The sequence below is a fragment of the Azohydromonas lata genome (assembly GCF_034427735.1).
GTDB lineage: Bacteria > Pseudomonadota > Gammaproteobacteria > Burkholderiales > Burkholderiaceae_C > Azohydromonas > Azohydromonas lata.
In genome coordinates this window covers 1-16,065 of record NZ_JAXOJX010000058.1, presented here as the reverse complement: position 1 = coordinate 16,065, position 16,065 = coordinate 1, and the positions used below count along the sequence as shown (strand labels likewise).

Annotated in this window: 17 protein-coding genes and 1 pseudogene; 5 read left to right on the top strand and 13 right to left on the bottom strand. The window is 67.4% G+C overall.

What is annotated here, in order from left to right; genetic code table 11:
* The first annotated feature begins 101 nt into the window (after positions 1 to 101).
* Complete coding sequence (locus SM757_RS26280) at positions 102 to 1,046, top strand: LysR family transcriptional regulator (RefSeq protein ID WP_322467658.1); 945 nt, start codon at positions 102 to 104, stop codon at positions 1,044 to 1,046.
* Here the strand turns inward: SM757_RS26280 and dmpG are convergent.
* From dmpG to SM757_RS26240, 8 genes are all read right to left on the bottom strand, one after another.
* Positions 986 to 2,047: a 4-hydroxy-2-oxovalerate aldolase gene (dmpG, locus tag SM757_RS26275; RefSeq protein ID WP_322467657.1), complete on the bottom strand. Its 1,062-nt coding sequence runs from the start codon at positions 2,045 to 2,047 to the stop codon at positions 986 to 988. The genes SM757_RS26280 and dmpG overlap by 61 nt on opposite strands.
* A gap of 14 nt (positions 2,048 to 2,061) precedes the next feature.
* Complete coding sequence (locus SM757_RS26270; RefSeq protein WP_407655807.1) at positions 2,062 to 3,021, bottom strand: acetaldehyde dehydrogenase (acetylating); 960 nt, start codon at positions 3,019 to 3,021, stop codon at positions 2,062 to 2,064.
* Between the two features lie 41 nt (positions 3,022 to 3,062).
* Positions 3,063 to 3,857 carry a 2-keto-4-pentenoate hydratase gene (gene mhpD, locus SM757_RS26265; RefSeq protein ID WP_322467655.1) on the bottom strand — a complete coding sequence of 265 codons (795 nt, stop codon included), beginning with the start codon at positions 3,855 to 3,857 and terminating at the stop codon, positions 3,063 to 3,065.
* A gap of 52 nt (positions 3,858 to 3,909) precedes the next feature.
* Positions 3,910 to 5,739 carry a TRAP transporter large permease gene (locus SM757_RS26260; protein ID WP_322467683.1) on the bottom strand — a complete coding sequence of 610 codons (1,830 nt, stop codon included), beginning with the start codon at positions 5,737 to 5,739 and terminating at the stop codon, positions 3,910 to 3,912.
* A 152-nt stretch (positions 5,740 to 5,891) separates the two neighbouring features.
* Positions 5,892 to 6,422: a PPC domain-containing DNA-binding protein gene (locus SM757_RS26255; protein ID WP_322467654.1), complete on the bottom strand. Its 531-nt coding sequence runs from the start codon at positions 6,420 to 6,422 to the stop codon at positions 5,892 to 5,894.
* Positions 6,423 to 6,534: 112 nt separating this feature from the next.
* A complete protein-coding gene (locus SM757_RS26250) occupies positions 6,535 to 7,611 on the bottom strand; it encodes a TRAP transporter substrate-binding protein (RefSeq protein WP_322467653.1) in 1,077 nt (358 codons plus the stop codon).
* 68 nt (positions 7,612 to 7,679) lie between these two features.
* Entirely contained in the window at positions 7,680 to 7,997 is a 318-nt protein-coding gene (locus SM757_RS26245) for a hypothetical protein (RefSeq protein WP_322467652.1), read from the bottom strand.
* Positions 7,998 to 8,060: 63 nt separating this feature from the next.
* The gene (locus tag SM757_RS26240) at positions 8,061 to 8,375 is read right to left on the bottom strand and encodes a hypothetical protein (protein WP_322467651.1); all 315 of its coding nucleotides are present in this window, start codon (positions 8,373 to 8,375) and stop codon (positions 8,061 to 8,063) included.
* 337 nt (positions 8,376 to 8,712) lie between these two features.
* On the opposite strand from SM757_RS26240, the gene SM757_RS26235 reads away from it, so the two are divergent.
* The 3 genes and pseudogenes from SM757_RS26235 to SM757_RS35610 all read left to right on the top strand — a co-directional run.
* Positions 8,713 to 8,946 carry a hypothetical protein gene (locus tag SM757_RS26235; protein WP_322467650.1) on the top strand — a complete coding sequence of 78 codons (234 nt, stop codon included), beginning with the start codon at positions 8,713 to 8,715 and terminating at the stop codon, positions 8,944 to 8,946.
* Positions 8,943 to 9,644, top strand: coding sequence for a MarC family protein (locus SM757_RS26230; RefSeq protein WP_322467649.1), 702 nt, complete (start codon positions 8,943 to 8,945; stop codon positions 9,642 to 9,644). Before SM757_RS26235 ends, SM757_RS26230 begins: the two co-directional genes overlap by 4 nt.
* Before the next feature lie 1,071 nt (positions 9,645 to 10,715).
* Positions 10,716 to 10,805: pseudogene (locus SM757_RS35610) on the top strand (PEP-CTERM sorting domain-containing protein); the annotation flags it as partial.
* 203 nt (positions 10,806 to 11,008) lie between these two features.
* Here the strand turns inward: SM757_RS35610 and SM757_RS26220 are convergent.
* Together SM757_RS26220 and SM757_RS26215 are read right to left on the bottom strand one after the other, a co-directional pair.
* Positions 11,009 to 11,449 (bottom strand): CopD family protein, encoded by a 441-nt coding sequence (locus SM757_RS26220; protein ID WP_322467647.1) that lies wholly within the window; start codon positions 11,447 to 11,449, stop codon positions 11,009 to 11,011.
* Entirely contained in the window at positions 11,446 to 11,760 is a 315-nt protein-coding gene (locus SM757_RS26215) for a DUF3817 domain-containing protein (RefSeq protein WP_322467646.1), read from the bottom strand. Before SM757_RS26215 ends, SM757_RS26220 begins: the two co-directional genes overlap by 4 nt.
* Positions 11,761 to 11,909: 149 nt before the next feature.
* Here SM757_RS26215 and SM757_RS26210 point away from each other — a divergent pair, with 149 nt between their 5' ends.
* Entirely contained in the window at positions 11,910 to 12,884 is a 975-nt protein-coding gene (locus SM757_RS26210; RefSeq protein WP_322467645.1) for a GlxA family transcriptional regulator, read from the top strand.
* A 182-nt stretch (positions 12,885 to 13,066) separates the two neighbouring features.
* Here the strand turns inward: SM757_RS26210 and SM757_RS26205 are convergent, their stop codons facing one another.
* The 3 genes from SM757_RS26205 to SM757_RS35605 form a co-directional block, all read right to left on the bottom strand.
* On the bottom strand, positions 13,067 to 13,291 hold the full coding sequence (locus SM757_RS26205) for a hypothetical protein (RefSeq protein WP_322467644.1): 225 nt from the start codon (positions 13,289 to 13,291) through the stop codon (positions 13,067 to 13,069).
* Positions 13,292 to 13,389: 98 nt separating this feature from the next.
* Positions 13,390 to 14,088 (bottom strand): outer membrane protein assembly factor BamB family protein, encoded by a 699-nt coding sequence (locus tag SM757_RS26200; protein WP_407655806.1) that lies wholly within the window; start codon positions 14,086 to 14,088, stop codon positions 13,390 to 13,392.
* Positions 13,986 to 14,846 (bottom strand): PQQ-binding-like beta-propeller repeat protein, encoded by an 861-nt coding sequence (locus tag SM757_RS35605; RefSeq protein WP_407655805.1) that lies wholly within the window; start codon positions 14,844 to 14,846, stop codon positions 13,986 to 13,988. The genes SM757_RS26200 and SM757_RS35605 overlap by 103 nt, the downstream gene beginning before the upstream one ends.
* Between the last annotated feature and the right edge of the window lie 1,219 nt (positions 14,847 to 16,065).

Genomic DNA, 16,065 nt, shown 5'->3' with positions numbered 1-16,065 from the left:
CGGCCCATACTTCCTGCACGACCGGACACCCCTGCGCCCAAACGGCCTGGAGAATGTGCCGCGCGAAACAGGAGACGAAGCATGCATGAGGCAAGCCGCTGATGGACCTTAAGCAGTTGCAGTTGCTGAAGGACGTGGTCGAGGCAGGCAGCCTCAGCAAGGTGTGCGCCGCACGCGGCGTCGCGCAATCGGCGCTGAGCAAGCAGATCACGGCCCTGGAACAGGACTTCGGGGCCAGGCTCTTCTACCGGACGGGTCGCGGCGTGGTGCTGACCGAGTTTGGGCAGGCCGTCATGCCGCGCGTGCATACCCTGCTGGCGGATTGCGAACTGCTCAGGGCCGAAGTCCGTGCCCGCGCCGGCGTCCCGAGCGGTCCCGTCAGGCTGGCGGTCCAGGCGTCCATTACACAGATCATTGTCGGCTCGTTGTTCCAGCATGTGCGCCGCGACTTCCCGCGCATCGAGCTTCGCCTGATGGAAGGGTTTGCTGGCCACATCGAGGAATTGCTGGCCCATGGCAGGGCCGACGTGGGCGTGTTCTCGCGCTACGGCGACCATAGGCTGCGTACCGACGAAGCCCTTGCGACCGACGATCTGTTCCTGGTGGGCCCGCCGGGCCATACCTGGATCGGCGCCGAGGTCTTCCCGTTCTGCGACCTGGGCAAGGTGCCGCTCGTGCTCCCGGGCATGCCCGACGGCTTGCGCCTGATGCTCACGCAGGCCGCACGCCAGGCCGGCATTGAGCTGGACATGGCCGTCGAGGTCGATTCGCTGACCGCCATGAAGGAGATCGTCGCCACTGGCGGCGGCTACACCGTCCTGACCCGGCAGGCGGTGGCGGCGGAACTGCAACTTGGGCGACTGGCAATCGCCCGCATCGTGGAGCCGGTGCTGACACGCACCCTGGTGCTGGCCACCACCACGCACCATCCGCTGACCTCGGCCGGCCGCACGGTGGCGGACCTGATCCGCCGCCAAGCCCAGCCTCAACCCACCGCGCTTGCGGCGCCCTCCACAGTGGCTGACGAGGCCACGGGTTGCCGCTGACGCAGCAGGTCGAGCGCGACGTCGACGATCATGTCCTCCTGGCCTCCCACCATCCGGCGCTTGCCCAGTTCCACGAGGATGTCCACCGTCCTGAGTCCGAAGCGGCGCGCGGCCGCTTCCGAGTGCCGCAGGAAGCTGGAGTACACGCCGGCGTAGCCCAGCGCCAGCGTCTCGCGGTCCACGCGCACCGGACGGTCCTGCAGCGGGCGCACGATATCGTCGGCCGCATCCATCAGGCCGAACAGGTCGCAGCTGTGGTTCCAGCCCAGGCGCTCGGCCGCTGCGATGAACACCTCCAGCGGGGCGTTGCCGGCGCCTGCACCCATGCCGGCAAGGCTGGCATCGATGCGATCGCACCCTTCTTCCACTGCGACGATGGAGTTCGCTACCCCCAGCCCCAGGTTGTGGTGGGCGTGCATGCCGGTCTGCGTCTCGGGTTGCAGCGTGTCCTTGAAGGCGCGAAAGCGGTCGCGCACGTCCGCCATGCTCAGCGCGCCGCCGGAGTCCACCACGTAGCAGCAGTGGGCGCCGTAGCTCTCCATGAGGCGCGCCTGCTGCGCCAGCCGCTGCGGCGTGGTCATGTGGCTCATCATCAGGAAGCCGGCAACGTCCATGCCCAGCTCGCGGGCCGTCTCGATGTGCTGCCTGGCGACGTCGGCCTCCGTGCAGTGCGTTGCCACGCGCACCACGCGGGCGCCCGCAGCATAGGCCGCCTTGAGGTCGTGCACGGTGCCGATGCCCGGGATCAGCAAGGTGGCAATCCTCGCGTGCCGCACCACCGAGGCCACCGCCTCGATCCACTGCACGTCGGTGTGCGCTGCGAAGCCGTAGTTGAAGCTCGAACCCTGCAGGCCATCGCCGTGCGCGACCTCGATCGAATCGACCCGGGCTTCGTCCAGCGCGCGTGCGATGCGCTGGACCTGTTCGATGCTGTAGCGGTGGCGCACGGCATGGCTGCCGTCGCGCAGGGTCACGTCGGAGATGTAGAGCTTTCGGTTCATGGGAGTTCTCCTTCTCAGGCAGTGGCACTGTCGCGGACCGGGCGCTGCTGGAGCATGCGCGCGGCCATGCGCTCGGCGGTAGCCAACGCCGCGCTGGTCATGATGTCGAGATTCCCGGCATAGGGCGGCAGGTAATGCGCGGCGCCCTCCACTTCCAGGAACACGCTGGTCTTGAGGCCGCTGACGCAGCCGACACCGGGAATGTCCAGGCCGTCGACCCGCTCGAACTGCACCTGCTGCTTCAGCCGGTAGCCCGGCACGTAGCGCTGCACGTCGGCCGCCATGCGCTCCACCGAGGCACGCACCGCGGCCTCGTCGGCCAGCTCGCTGAGCGTGTACACCGTGTCGCGCATCATCAGCGGCGGCTCGGCCGGGTTCAGGATGATGATGGCCTTGCCCTTCGCGGCGCCCCCCACGGCTTCCAGCGCCTTTGAGGTCGTCTCCGTGAACTCGTCGATGTTGGCCCGCGTGCCGGGGCCGGCGGAGCGGCTGGAGATGCTGGCCACGATCTCGGCGTAGTGCACCCGCGCCACGCGCGACACCGCCGCCACCATCGGAATGGTCGCCTGCCCGCCGCAGGTCACCATGTTGACGTTGGCCGCGTCCAGGTGCTGCTCGCCGTTGACCACCGGCACGCAGTACGGGCCGATCGCCGCGGGCGTGAGGTCGATCATGCGCAGGCCGGGCCTAAGCGCACGCAGGTAGGCGTCGTTGCGCGCGTGTGCCGACGCGCTGGTGGCGTCGAAGACGATGTCGATGTCGTCGAAGACCGGCAGCGCCGCCAGGCCCTGCACCCCTTCGTGCGTGGTCGCGGCGCCCAGCCGTCCGGCCCGGGCCAGGCCGTCGGAGGCCGGGTCGATGCCGACCATGGCGCCGACCTCGACATGGACGCCGTGGCGCAGGCTCTTGATGAGCAGGTCGGTGCCGATGTTGCCGCTGCCGATGATCGCGGCTTTCAGTTTGCGTGAGGACATGTGCATTCTCCGTTCGTTGAAACCGTTGCGAAGACAAACGCTCAGTCCGAGAAGGCAACGCGCACCGAACCGAGTCCGCCGATGTGCGTGTCGATCACTTCGCCCGGCGCCACGCCGACCATGGGGCCCAGGGCGCCGGTCATGACCACGTTGCCGGCCCGCAGTGGCCGCCGCACCGCCACCATCTTCCGTGCCAGCCACAGCGCGGCATGCAGCGGGTGGCCCAGGCAGGCGGCGCCGACGCCGACGGACACTGTCTCGCCTCCCCGTTCCATCACCATGCCGCACAGCCTCAGGTCCACCTGGTCCAGCCGCCGCGGCTCGGTGCCCAGCACGTACAGGCCGGAGGACGCGTTGTCGGCCACCGTGTCCAGCAGGCGGATGTCCCAGTTGCGGATGCGGCTGCCCACGATCTCCAGCGCCGGCAGCACGTAAGCCACGGCGGCGATCAGCCCGGACAGCGTCACGTCCGCCTCCACGATGTCGCGCTGCAGGATGAGCGCGATCTCCGCCTCGGCCTTGGGCTGCATCACGCGGCCCAGGGGCACGTCATCGCCGGACGCGAGCTCCATGTCCGCGAACAGCATGCCGAAGTCGGGGCTGTCCACGCCGAACTGTGCCTGCACGGCCTTGGAGGTCAGGCCGATCTTGCGGCCCACGAGCCGGCGCCCACAGGCCAGGTGGTGCCGCGTGTTGGCCTCCTGCACCGCGTAGGCGGCCTCGATGCCGCCGGCCTCCAGCTCGTGCCGCAGGGGAGCGATGGCCACGCCGCTATCGGCGGCACCGCGCAGGCGCGCGGCAAGGTCTTGCCAATGCGTCGATTGGTCGTTCGTCATGTCGTTCCTTGAAAGAAGGTGATGGGGATCGATGGAGGTGCTGCGCCCGGGCTCAGCCCAGGAAGCCGATGGAGATCCATGGCAGCAGAGCCACGAGCGCGGTGCCGGCCAGCAGCGCCACGAGATAGCCCAGGATGGGCCGGATGCCGACATTGGGATGGATGCGGCTGATGGCACACGCGGCGTAGTAGCCCACGCCAAAGGGCGGCGCGAACAGGCCGATGCCCATGGCCAGCACGACGACCATGGCGTACTGCACCTCGTGGATACCCAGCTGCCGGGCGATGGGAAACAGCAGCGGACCGAACAGCACGATGGCGGGAATCCCTTCGAGCACGCTGCCCAGCACGATGAACGCCACGATGGACACGACCACGAAGCCGGCAGCGCCGCCCGGCAACTGCGTCATCGCCTCGGCCAGCTGCCGCGAGAAGCCGGACTGCGTCAGCGACCAGGCCATGCCGGTGGCCGCGCCGATGATCAGCAGGATCGCGCCCGACAAGGAGGCCGTCTCGACCAGCGCCGGGCCGACGCGCCGCCAGTCGAAGCGCCGGTAGACCAGCAGCCCCATCAGCACCGAGTAGACGATGCCGATGGTGGAAACCTCGGTCGCGGTCGCGACCCCCTCGACGACGGCGGCACGGATCACGAAGGGCAGCGCCAGCGCGGGGGCCGCGACCAGCAGGCTGCGGCCGATCTGCGGCCAGCCCACGCGCGCCGCGGCCGAGCGGCCGTCGGCGCGGCAGCGCCACCACACCACCAGGCCCAGCATCACGGCCAGCACCGCGCCCGGCAGCAGGCCGCCGGTGAACAGATCGGCGATGGAGATGCCCGTGACCGACCCGACCGTGATCAGCACCAGCGAGGGCGGGATGGTCTCCGTCTGCGCTCCCGAGGCCGACAGCAGCGCCACCATCTCGCCATCCTCGGCGCCACGCTGCTTCATTTCGGGAAACAGCACCGGGGCGACGGCCGCCATGTCGGCCGCCTTGGAGCCGGAGATGCCGGAGACCAGGTACATCGCGCCGATCAGCACGTAGGACAGGCCGCCCCGCACGTGGCCCAGCAGGTTGGCCAGGAACTGCACCATGGCCCGGGCCATCGAGGTCATCTCGATGAGCAGGCCCAGGAACACGAACAGCGGCACCGCCAGCAGGATCAGGTGCGACATGCCTTCGTCCATGCGGCCGATGACGACGATGGTGGGCGTCGAGGTCGCCAGCGAGAGATAGCCGAAGGTGGCCAGGCCGAACGCGAAGGCGATGGGCACGCCGGCGAAGACCAGCGCGCCGACGATGCCAACGAAGAAGATCAGCAGGTTCAGGTTGCCGAGCTCGCCGAGCACCGGCTGCAGCAGCACCAGCGAGCCCACCACCGCCCCCACCGCGGCCACGGCCGCCAGCAGCAGCCGGCGGTCCTGGAAGGCCAGCAGGCGCACGCCCGCCATGGCGGCCAGCAGCGCCATGCCCACCGGCAGCGCGGCGGCACGCCAGGCATTGGAGATGTCCAGCGCCGGCAGGGTCACCATGCGTTCCTCGCTGGCGAACTCCCAGGCCGGATGGGCCACCAGCAGCAGGTAGACGAAGGCCGCCACCACGGCCACCAGGTCCAGCAGGCTGCGCAGTCGCGGTGACGCCTTGTCGACGAAGGCCGTCATGCGCATGTGGCCGCCGCGGCGGAAGGCCACCGCGGCACCGAACATGGCCAGCCACAGGAACAGGATCGACGCCAGCTCGTCGGCCCAGACGATGGGCTGGTGGAACACGTAGCGGCTGGCCACGGCGCTGAACAGCACGCCGATCTCGGCCACCACCAGCAAGGCCGCCGGCACCTCGGCGGCATAGCCCAGAACCCGGTCGGCCCGCACGGCCCAACCCGGCATCGAGCCGGCGCCACCGTCCTGCGCCGGCGCGATACGGCTGGTACCCGGGCCGTGCGCCGGGCGTTCTGCCGGCAATGGCAGATGTGCTTGCAACTGCTGCATGGTGTCTCCTCTCATTCCTGCTGCGCTGGGGATGTGCGGCCTGGGGCCGTCTATGGATGTCCGGGCAGGCCGAGCACGTTGGCGCTGATCTGCGGATCGACGAAGCGCTCCAGCCGATCCGGGTGCAGCACGACCGTGATCTCCGACGACCCCGTGCCTACCGTCAGGCCGAGCAGGTGTCCGCCCTGGCTGGCGAAGCTGCCATCGGTGACGATGCCGTGGGCGTGGATGGACGGCTTGCCCTCCTTCCAGGCGATGGTCCCCGTCATGTGGGCCAGCTCCACGTTGTTGAAGGTGCGCGGGTCGAAGGCCTTGCGGCCGAAGTCGTAGAAACCAAAGGTCGCTTCGCGCATGAAGCCGATGCCGACGAAGCTGGCGCTCGGAATCTTTTCGGCGATGGCCAGCCGCTCCAGATGGGCGAGCACGTTGTCGCCGTTGCGCAACACCATCAGGTAGCCCGTGGGCGTGCGGATGTACTTGCCATCGAGGTCCTGCGCGGATGCCGCGCCCGCGTGCAGCCCCGGCAGCGCGAACGCGAGCAGGCTGCAGCGCAGTGCCTTGAACATGCGTGTGAATGTCATGCGAGTCTCCTGTGTGGAGGGGTCGTGAAGGGTCGGTCGGGGCGTAGGCGGGCCTGCGGGGCATGCGCTGCACGCCCTGCATCGCCTGCACGGCTGCCGTGGCGGATGCGCCCTAAGCGAGCGTTCCGGCGTACTTTTCGAGGCGGGCCCAGGCCTCGGCCCCGAACTTCTTCTGCCAGTCCTGGTAGAACCCGGACTTGCGCAGGACGTCCCGGAACGGGCTCAGCGCGGGCGTGTTGAAGGCCATGCCCTTGGCCTTGAGGTCGTCGCGCAGCCGGGTGTTGAGCGCATCCACCGCCTGGCGCTGGCGCAGCGCATGCGCGTCGAAGGTGCGCGCCGCGAGCTGCCGCAACTCCTCGGGCAGCGCGTTCCACGAACGCATGTTGCCTACCAGCCAGAAGCCGTCCCAGACATGGGAGGTCTGGGAACAGTACTTCTGCACCTCGTAGAGCTTCTGCGTCTCGAGGATGGTGAGCGGGTTCTCCTGCCCGTCAACGACCTTGGTCTGCAGTGCCGTGTAGGTCTCGGCCATGTTGATGCCCGCCGGCGCAGCCCCGAAGGCCTTGAACAGCGAGGTCAGCGCCGGGCTCAAGGGCACCCGGATCTTGAGGCCGCTCAGGTCCGCAGGCGCGCTGATCTGCCGGGTGCTGCTGGTGACGTGGCGGAAGCCATGGTCCCAGATCCTCGCCTGCGGCACGAGGTTGGCCTTGGCAAAACCGGCACGGATGTGGGCACCGAGCTCGCCATCCATGGCCGACCACACCGTCTGGTAGTCCGCAAAGGCGAAGCCGACGCCACTGATCGAGGCCACGGGCACCAGCGTGCCCCAGATCAGGCCGGCGGTGCTTACGAAATCGATGGCGCCGGAACGCACCTGCGAGATCATGTCGGTGTCGCTGCCCAGCTGGCTGTTGGGGAACACCTCGATCGAGAGCCGGCCTTGCGATTCGCTCAGGATCTCGGCGCACGCAGCCTTGAGCCCGGCCGTGGTGGGGTGCGATGGCGCCAGAGCGATGCCCAGCTTGTACGCGAAGCGAGCCGGCGCGGCGCGTGCCGACAGCGGCGCCAGCAGCGATCCGGGTGCGGCCCCCAGCGCGGCGAAGGAGGCGATCTTCTTAAGGGCCGCGCGCCGCCGGGCCACGCCGGGCTGCACCGCTTCAATGCCGGGAATCGGGCCGTTGTTGTCCATGGTGCTTGTCTCCTTTTCATGGGCATGCGTAGGGCGGCACGGTCTGTGGCCGTGCAGCCCTGCGTGCCTCAGCGGCTGTTGAGGTAGGCGGCGAACGAGCGGGCGCCATCCCAGTTCTGCACCAGCGTCAGCTTGCGCCGGGTGAAGAGGCCGGCCGCCACCCGCTCGGCGAAGGCCTCGAAGGTGCTGGTCGGATCGTTGATCTCGAACACGAAGCAGACCTTGGCTTCCTCGTTGGAAAGCCACGGACCAGCCAGCAGCTTCAGATCGCTGGGCAGGTTGTGGGGCTTGACACCCTGGCGCAGGTTGCCCAGGAAATCGACCACGCCCTTCATGACCGGCGCGCTCATGTCCTTGAGCCAGACTTCATTGAAAAAAATCGGCATCGTTCACTCCTTGGGGGCTCGACGCTTCGAGCCCGGGTTGTCTCGGGGCTGGTCTGCAGCCGCTCAGGCGTTGAGGCGATCGGCGTAGGCCTTCAGGCCATCCCAGTCGGACAGCAGCGTCAGCTTGCGCCGCGCGAACAGCCCGCTGACCATGCGCTCGGCAAAGGCGTCGAACATCGTGGAGGGGTCATCGATCTCGAAGATGAACATCACCTTCGCCTCTTCGGCCGAGAGCCACGGTCCGGCCACCATGCGCAGGTCGTTGGGCAGGTTGCGGGGTTTCTCGCCCACGCTCAGGTTGCCAAAGAAGGTGACGGCCTCATCCATCACCTTGGGGCTCACGTCGCCGAGCCAGACTTCATTCAAGAACAGCGGCATCGCAGTCTTCCATCAGGGGTTTGTCCATCCGGGCAGGCGGGAACGCGTTGTCGCATGTTCCGGCTGCCGCTCGGACCGCCTCGAACCAAACGGTTGAAGCGGGCAGGCAAAGAATAGGAAAGCGGTGCTGGGCGAGGTAGTCCGGAACGGAGATACCAGACTTTCCACCGGCGCTCGTCGGCACGATGCGCGTCTGAACAGCCTCAGGGCCCGCTGGGAGCGGGGCTACACCCCGGGCTGGGCCAAGACGATGGAGGCCGCGCTGCAGACATGGCGCGGAAAGTCGCTGGTAACGCTGTAGGCTTGTGGAACTGCTCTAAGTTTGGGAGGGCCGCTGGTGTCGGGTATCGCTATCAACCTGCTGCTCGCCAGCAGCCTCCAGGCCGCGCAGCCAGTGAACATCGCGTTTTCACGGCATTGCACGCTGATCATGTTGCCGATGAGCGCTGCGCTATGGCACGGGGTGCGTGCTGGCTTCTGGGCGGTGAGCCAACGCCGCGAGCGCGTGCTGCGGCGTTGGCTCAGGGACCTGTCTGTCGCATCGCAAGGCAAGCCACAGGAGCAGCCATGAGCGCGTGGGAGATCTTGGGTGCGTTTGGCCGCAGCTACCTGTTCGTGCTGGCCGCCCTGCTGCCCATCATCAATCCGCCGGCCACGGCGCCGATTTTCCTGAGCATGACCGAAGGAGCGAGTGGCTCCACCCGGCGGCTGCTGGCGCGCCGCATCGCGCGCAACACGGCCCTGCTGCTGATGGGCTCGATGCTGGTGGGCTCGTACGTGCTCGATTTCTTCGGCATTTCACTGCCCATCGTCCGCGTGGGCGGCGGCCTGATCGTCGCTACGGCGGCTTGGCGGCTGCTGTCGCCCGGGCAGCAACCGCTGGACCAGGGCAGCGGCATCGCCGAAGCCTTCACGGCTGAGCAGGCCAGCCGCCAGGCCTTCTACCCGCTGACGTTTCCCCTCAGTTGCGGCCCGGGCTCCATTTCGACGGCCATCACCGTCGGCGTGACCCTGCCCCATCCGCGCATGACGCTCTCGCTGGCAAGCCTCTCCGGAGGCGTGCTCGCGGTGGTCTCGATCGGCATGCTGATCTACCTCGCATTCCGCTACGCGCAGCACCTGCTGCGGCCCTTGGGCGAGGCAGGCACGGAGGTGTTCCTGCGGCTGTCGGCGTTCATCCTGTTGTGCCTGGGCGTCCAGATCGTTTGGGTTGGGGCCAGCGAGCTGCTGGTGGAGGTCATGATCCGAGCCGGGCAGGTCAGTCGGTGAGCACGGTCAGGATGTTGTTACCAGCCTTGCGCCTACACCATGCGGCGTGGCAAAGCTCGCTGCGAGCGCCCTGCCGTTTCAAGCAGTGCCGCGACTGTGGGCACGGTAGATGGACTTCGGGCCCTGGTGGTGGGCCCGTACGTCATGTGTGAATGGATGGTGAGCGCATGCGAAGTGCACGTCACCAAAGCCTTGCCAGCTTTGGCTGGCTTTCTTGCCAACCGATAAGAGCAGATAGCTAAGGGCGTTTTTGGCCCTCAAGCAAGGCGGCGCGAGCATGTACCAGCGCTGTTGGCTCAGCCAAGCCTCCGCTTCTGCTCCTGAGATTCCTTCATTTTTGTGAATGGAGATGCCTCGATGAAACTCATCCTGAGCACCTTGCTGGTTGCCGTATCCGCTCCAGTCTTGGCCGCCGTAGGTTCCAGCGCCAGCCTCACTGGTCTGCAGTACGAGTTGGTGGATATGGATCCCAACGACGGCATCACGCCCTACGTGCGGTTCAGCGGCGGTGCGCTAGCCCAGTCCTTTATCGACTACCACTTCTGCGACGTCGGAAACGTGTGCGACAGGGCTACGGGCAGCTTCACCGTGCCGGCCTCAGCCTCCATCGAAGCCTCCAACGGAAGCAAGAGCGGGTCTTCCTCGGTGTCAGACGCTGGACTGTTTGCTAGGGGGGTACTTACGACGTCAGCGTGGTGGGCTACGCTAACACCAAGCGCAACGAGTACCAAAGCCGTGCCCTGTACCGGACCGTTGACGGGCAGCCGCTGTTCGTGCTGTCGGCCAACACCGCTATACGGGTTACCGGTCAGTACACGCTGGATGCTTGGGGCACGCCCTGGGTCGATGCTCGTCGCGACTTCGGCTATGACGGCTCCTACGCCAGCGTGTTCTTTCAGTCCAAGTTCATTGACGGCGACCCATTCAAGCAAGAGGTGAGCGCGAACGTAACTCCGACCTCAGCGCCCGATAGCGAGCACCTGACGGGCACAAATGTCTGTGCTGCTGCGAAACGACAAGGACCACCAAGCTGTGCTGTGGGGCAACTGGGGTGTTGTCGCCGGCGGCAAGGTGTCGGCTGTTCCTGAACCGTCGACCTACGCGCTGATGCTCGCCGGCATGGCCGTGGCCGGCGTCGCAGCGCGCCGACGCCGAGCGTGATCTGCAGAGTCGGCAGAGCGCTGTCCGAGGCAACCATTGGTGCAACTCCTCTGCCGTCTTGGCTTCGCGCAGCCCCTGTCGCGCCTGCGCCAGCACTTCACTACCGCTGGCTGTTCAAGGCATGGCCTAATCTCCGTGATGGCAGACTGGGCCAGTCTTTCACCAGCGAAGACGCATTGGAATGAGAACCCCGGCTGCGGCGCTCAAGCGCCGGCCGGCTTTGCGATCGCCAAGACCACGATGGCCACGGCAAGGGCCGGCACCATCCAGCGGGCCTGTGCCATCCAGCGTGACAGGCTGCCCGGCCGTGGCTGGCGCAGGCGGCGGCGCAAATGACCTGACAGCAGGCCATGCCAGGCCGATAGCAGCACGACCAGCGTCAGCTTGAGCAGCAGCCAGGGTGCAGGAAACCAGCCACCCAGCCGTGCCAGCGCCAGCCCCAAGCCCCAGGCCAGCAGCAGCGCAGGCGAGGTCACCAAGGCATCCAGCCTGAGCACCGTCTCGGCCGGAGGGCCGGCGATACCTGGCTTGCCGGCTTCGATGTGTTGTAGGCCAAGCAACGTCCACCACAACAGCGACAACCCAACCAGCAGCACCGTCACTGCAAGGAGGTGCCCAACTTTGAGCAAGGTGTAGCCCGTCATGCCGACAACGCCAGCAGCGTTGTACGCGCCCGCAGCACGTAGCGGTGGACCAGCCAGCCGCCCAAGGGCAGGAACGCTGCGGCGGCCAGCCGCAGCGTCAAGGTCACAGGCCAGCCGGCATAGGTTGCAGTGACCAGCAGCCTCCAGCCGTAGAGCACGAAGGCCAAGCCATGGAGGGGGCCCATCACGTTGACACCCCAAGGCCAGCCCGCCGCGTGCTTCAAGGGCACGGCCACACACAGCAGGAGCAGCAGTGTCACGGATTCGGCAAGCGCGCAGCGGCGCAAGTGGCGCAAGTGGTCGGAGAGCATCGGGCGGCAATTCGTTGGAAAGAGGGCCGCCATGGTCGCCTCAGCCTACCGGCCCGCCCAAGTGGCTAGATGGCCAACTTGCGAGGATTTCTCGCCAATCATTACCTCAGAGCTACTGGCTAGAATTCTGTCACCGCTAGACTCTGGCCATGCACAAGGTGGCTGTCCTGGCGCTGCAGGGCGTCGTGAATTTCGATTTGGCGATTCCGTGCGAGGTGTTCGGCCGCGCGAGGCAGGCTAATGGTGCCGCGGTGTACGACATACTGCTTTGCGGCGAAGCGCAGACCGTCAAGGCCGGCTGGCTGGATTTGGTACTGCCCTGGGGGCTGGAGCGGCTGGCTGATGCGGACACGGTGATCGTGCCCGGGGTGCACCGGCCCATTGGGCCACCATCGGCAGAAGTGCTACGTGCGCTGCGCGCGGCGGCAGGCCGCGGTGCGCGCTTGGCCTCCATTTGCAGTGGTGCCTTCGTGCTTGCCGCGGCCGGGCTGCTTGACGGACTGCGGGCCACCACGCACTGGCTGGCCACGGCCCAACTAGCGGGCAGCTATCCCAAGGTCCGCGTGGAACCGAACGTGCTGTTCGTGGACAACGGCCAAGTGCTCTGTTCCGCTGGTGCTGCCGCCGGGCTGGATCTGTGCCTGCACATGGTGCGCCGCGACTGCGGCGCGGCAGTCGCGGCGGACGTGGCCAAGTTGAGCGTGATGCCACTGGAGCGTGCCGGCGGCCAGGCTCAGTTCATTGTGCACCAGCCTCCCAGCACGCGCGCCTCGCTGCAGCCGCTCATCGAGTGGATGGGTGAGCGCTGCCACCAGCCGCTGACGCTGGAAGACGTCGCCGCCCAAGCGCATTTGAGCGTGCGCACGCTCAGTCGCCGCTTCAAGGAGCAGACAGGCACGACACCGCTGCAGTGGCTGCTGTTGGCCCGCATTCGCCGAGCCCAAGCGCTGCTGGAGCAGACGGCGCTGTCGGTGGAGGAAATATCCGCGCAGGCTGGTTTTTCTTCTGCCGGTGCGCTGCGGCAGCGTTTCTCTGCCGTGATGGGCACGAGCCCGAGCGGCTACCGGCGTGCCTTTGGCTACGGTGGCTCTGATGGCGGGGAGGGCAGCCCGCGTTTGTCCTGACTACTACGGCCTGACAGGCCATCAAGGTGGGAGCGTCCATTCGCTCCCACTCGAACTGGCATCAGCGTGCCCGAGGTAGTCAACATTTGACTACCGAAACCGATAGGAGCGTTCGCCATGAACAAACAGCACCTGGTGCCATGAGCATTGGCCCGCCACGGCCCGTTGCGTTGCTCCAAGGCTCATCGAAACGTATCGACGTGGACCAGCTCGGGGAACTGCAGACCGGTTCGGTCCTGGGTTTCCGCGATGGGGCGAGGCCTGTAGGAGCCGAAGCTGATTTCCTGCGTGATGGGCCCGTGCGCCTGAATCTCGTCGGACTGGTCCAGCACGAAGCCGGCGGCCTTGAGCTGCCGGTCTTCCACCCAGGCCACGATCTTCCAGAAGGGGGTTGTCGGACTTTTCATGCGGATTGGTGCGGCAGTGGCCAAATTCGCCTGAATACATCCCGCAAATGGCCAAATGGCACAACCTGACGCCGGCCACGCCCTGGCTCAACACTGAGCTACAACCCAAACGCCAGCATCCGGTCGCCGGTATTCATATAAAGCACCCCGTCGGCCACCATGGGCGAGGAGACCAGCTCGCGGTCGGCCGGCGCGATCTGGCGGCTGTGCAGCACCTCACCGGTGAGGGCATCCAGCACGTACAGGCGGCCGTCCTTGCCGCCCAGGTACACCACACCGTTGGCGACGGCGGGCGAGGTCACCACCGTGCCGACGGCGGATTGCACCCAGCGCACGGCGCCGGTGCGGGCGTCTATGGCGGTCAGGCCGCTGTCGCCGCCCGCGTAGAGCACGCCGTTGGCCAGCGCGGGCGTCGAGTGGTTGAAACGGCCCGTCGGTGCCGACCACAGCTGCGCGCCCGTGCGGCGGTTGAGGGCATGCAGCTGGCCGTTGTGGTCGCTGACGTACACCGCGTCGCCTTCCACGACCGGTGCCGAATAGATCCCACCAGAGCCCACGGTGCGGGACCAGAGCTGGCGTCCGCTGTCCATGTCGTAGGCTGCCATGCCGTTGGCGTGGTTGGTCACGTAGACGATGCCGTCGCCGGCCGCGAGCGGGCCGGCCACCGAGGCATAGGTGCACGCCGGTGGCGTGCCTATGCAGATCCGGCGCGTCCACAGCAGCCGGCCGCTGGCCGCGTCGCGCGCTTCCAGGCTGGGCCCGCCGCTGAAGGTGGTGAACAGCTTGCCTTGCAGCACGGTAGGCGTGACGCTGGCTGCGCAGACGGCGTCGCTGCCGCGCCAGCGCACGGCGCCGGTGCTGGCGTCGAAGGCCGTGAACGGCGCGAGGCCGGCGCGTACACCCGCCCCTGTGCCACGGCCGGTGACGCGTCGCAGTAGGCGCTGAAGCCCGTGAACCGGGACCAGCTCTGCGCGCCGGTGGCGGCATTCAGCGCCAGCAGCCGGCCCTGCTTGAGGGACGAGGTCAGCACGTACACCAGGCCGTCCGCCAGCACCGGGGCACCTCGCAGGGGCGGGTCCGCCGGATCGCCGGTGGGCACTCCCCAGAGCAGCCGCAAACGCGCCACGTTGTCCGGGCCCAGCCGCTGTTCGTGCGGCGTCTCGCCGTGCCGGAACGTGCCGCGGTGGAACTGCGGCCAGTTGGTGCGCACGAGGAAGGGCCCGCTCGCACGGGTGCCGCTGCCACGGCCCACGGCCACGATGGGCCGGCTCCCCGGCAACGCGGAGGCGGGAATCACGACGTCGTTGGCCTTGAACACGCCCGAGGCGTCGGCGCGGGCCGTGCCCAGCGCGGTGCCGTCGTAGCGCAGCTCCACGTCCTCGAACGGGGCCATGCCGGCCCCGCGCAAATCCACCTGCGAGGCAGGCTCGCCGGCCTGGGGCTGCACGGCCAGTGTGGCCGCGTAGGCCAGCGGCAAAGCCGCCAGCAGCACAGTGCAGCCCAGCCGTTGCAGTGCAGTTCTGGAAACCGGCCACCGGTCTTGAATTCCGTTCATGTTCTTCTCCACGTTGGCGCGCACGACAGCCCTGTCGCACGAGCAAACCGTAGGTCAGGCGTGGAGAAGAAACGTAACGTGTGGAAGCCTGCAGGCACGTTTTGAGGCGCTGCAGGCACAAGCGGTTGCGGGAGCGGCCAGCAGCAGGAGCAAGCCTTCTAAGAGGCCTGCGGTGCAGCCGGAAAGCCCGATTTCCGGTGGCGCGGGTACCAGCGCATGAAGTTCAGCATGTCGATGCCGTTGAGCACCGCGCAGCGGACCTACAGCACAGCGCATTGGCGCCCTGCCGGCTCCAGCGCATGGCCCCCTTGTTCTTCATGCGCTGGTCAACGACATACTCGACGGCCGATTCGGCGCCAAATGTCGACATCGGCCGGCGCTGCCGATACCGCTTCCGTAGTCGATGAGCCAGTCGGCGTAGTTCTGCAGGTAGCTGATGAGGCTGCCCCGCGGGTTGCGAGATCCGGCCCAGCCGGTATCGCGACGTAAGGCTTCAAGGCGTTGCAGGCATTCCTGCTGGCGACCGTGCCATAGCAACCTTCAGTCGGCCGCGGCAGCTTGCACGCGAACGCCACGTCATCGCCTCCATCGGACAGCACGGTGACCGGCGCGTCCTGTGGCACGTGGAGCATGGTCAAGAAGGCCTGCTGCCTGGCGCCCTGGTGAGGATTGGAGCTGCCGACGTAGGCATGCGTGTACCCATGGTGGGCAACCGGCCGCACCAGCTTCGAAGCCACGACGGCGAAGTTGCGCACGCCCTCCTTTTCGGGCAATGCCCGGATCTAGCCGGCGTCAACGGCCAGCTCGATCTGCGGTCCCTGCGCCGGCTGCTGTTCTACAGCTGGCCGTCGTGACCGACGTGGCCGACGCACAAATGTGCGGGCCACCATTTGGACCTCCGCCTCCAAGCGCTGGCCGGTGTGCCGGACATTGACCTTCATGTTCGAAACCGGCAGGCCGCGGCCTGCCGGGGACGCATCGCGCAAGAAGGTCTGGGCCTGCCGGTACGCCATACGGCGGTGTACCGGCTTTGCAGCTGGATCGTTTTTGCCCCCGGGAAATGGCCGCTCCCCAGGCCGGCTCTGATCTCGGTTCAGAAGGTGGGAGGCTTCCATGCCATCTCTAACGATGACGACACGGCCATCCAGCGTATTCGGCCTTGCCAGGCTTCACATTCCCGCGTAGTTCGGACCGCCGCCGCCTTCGGGCGTGACCCAGA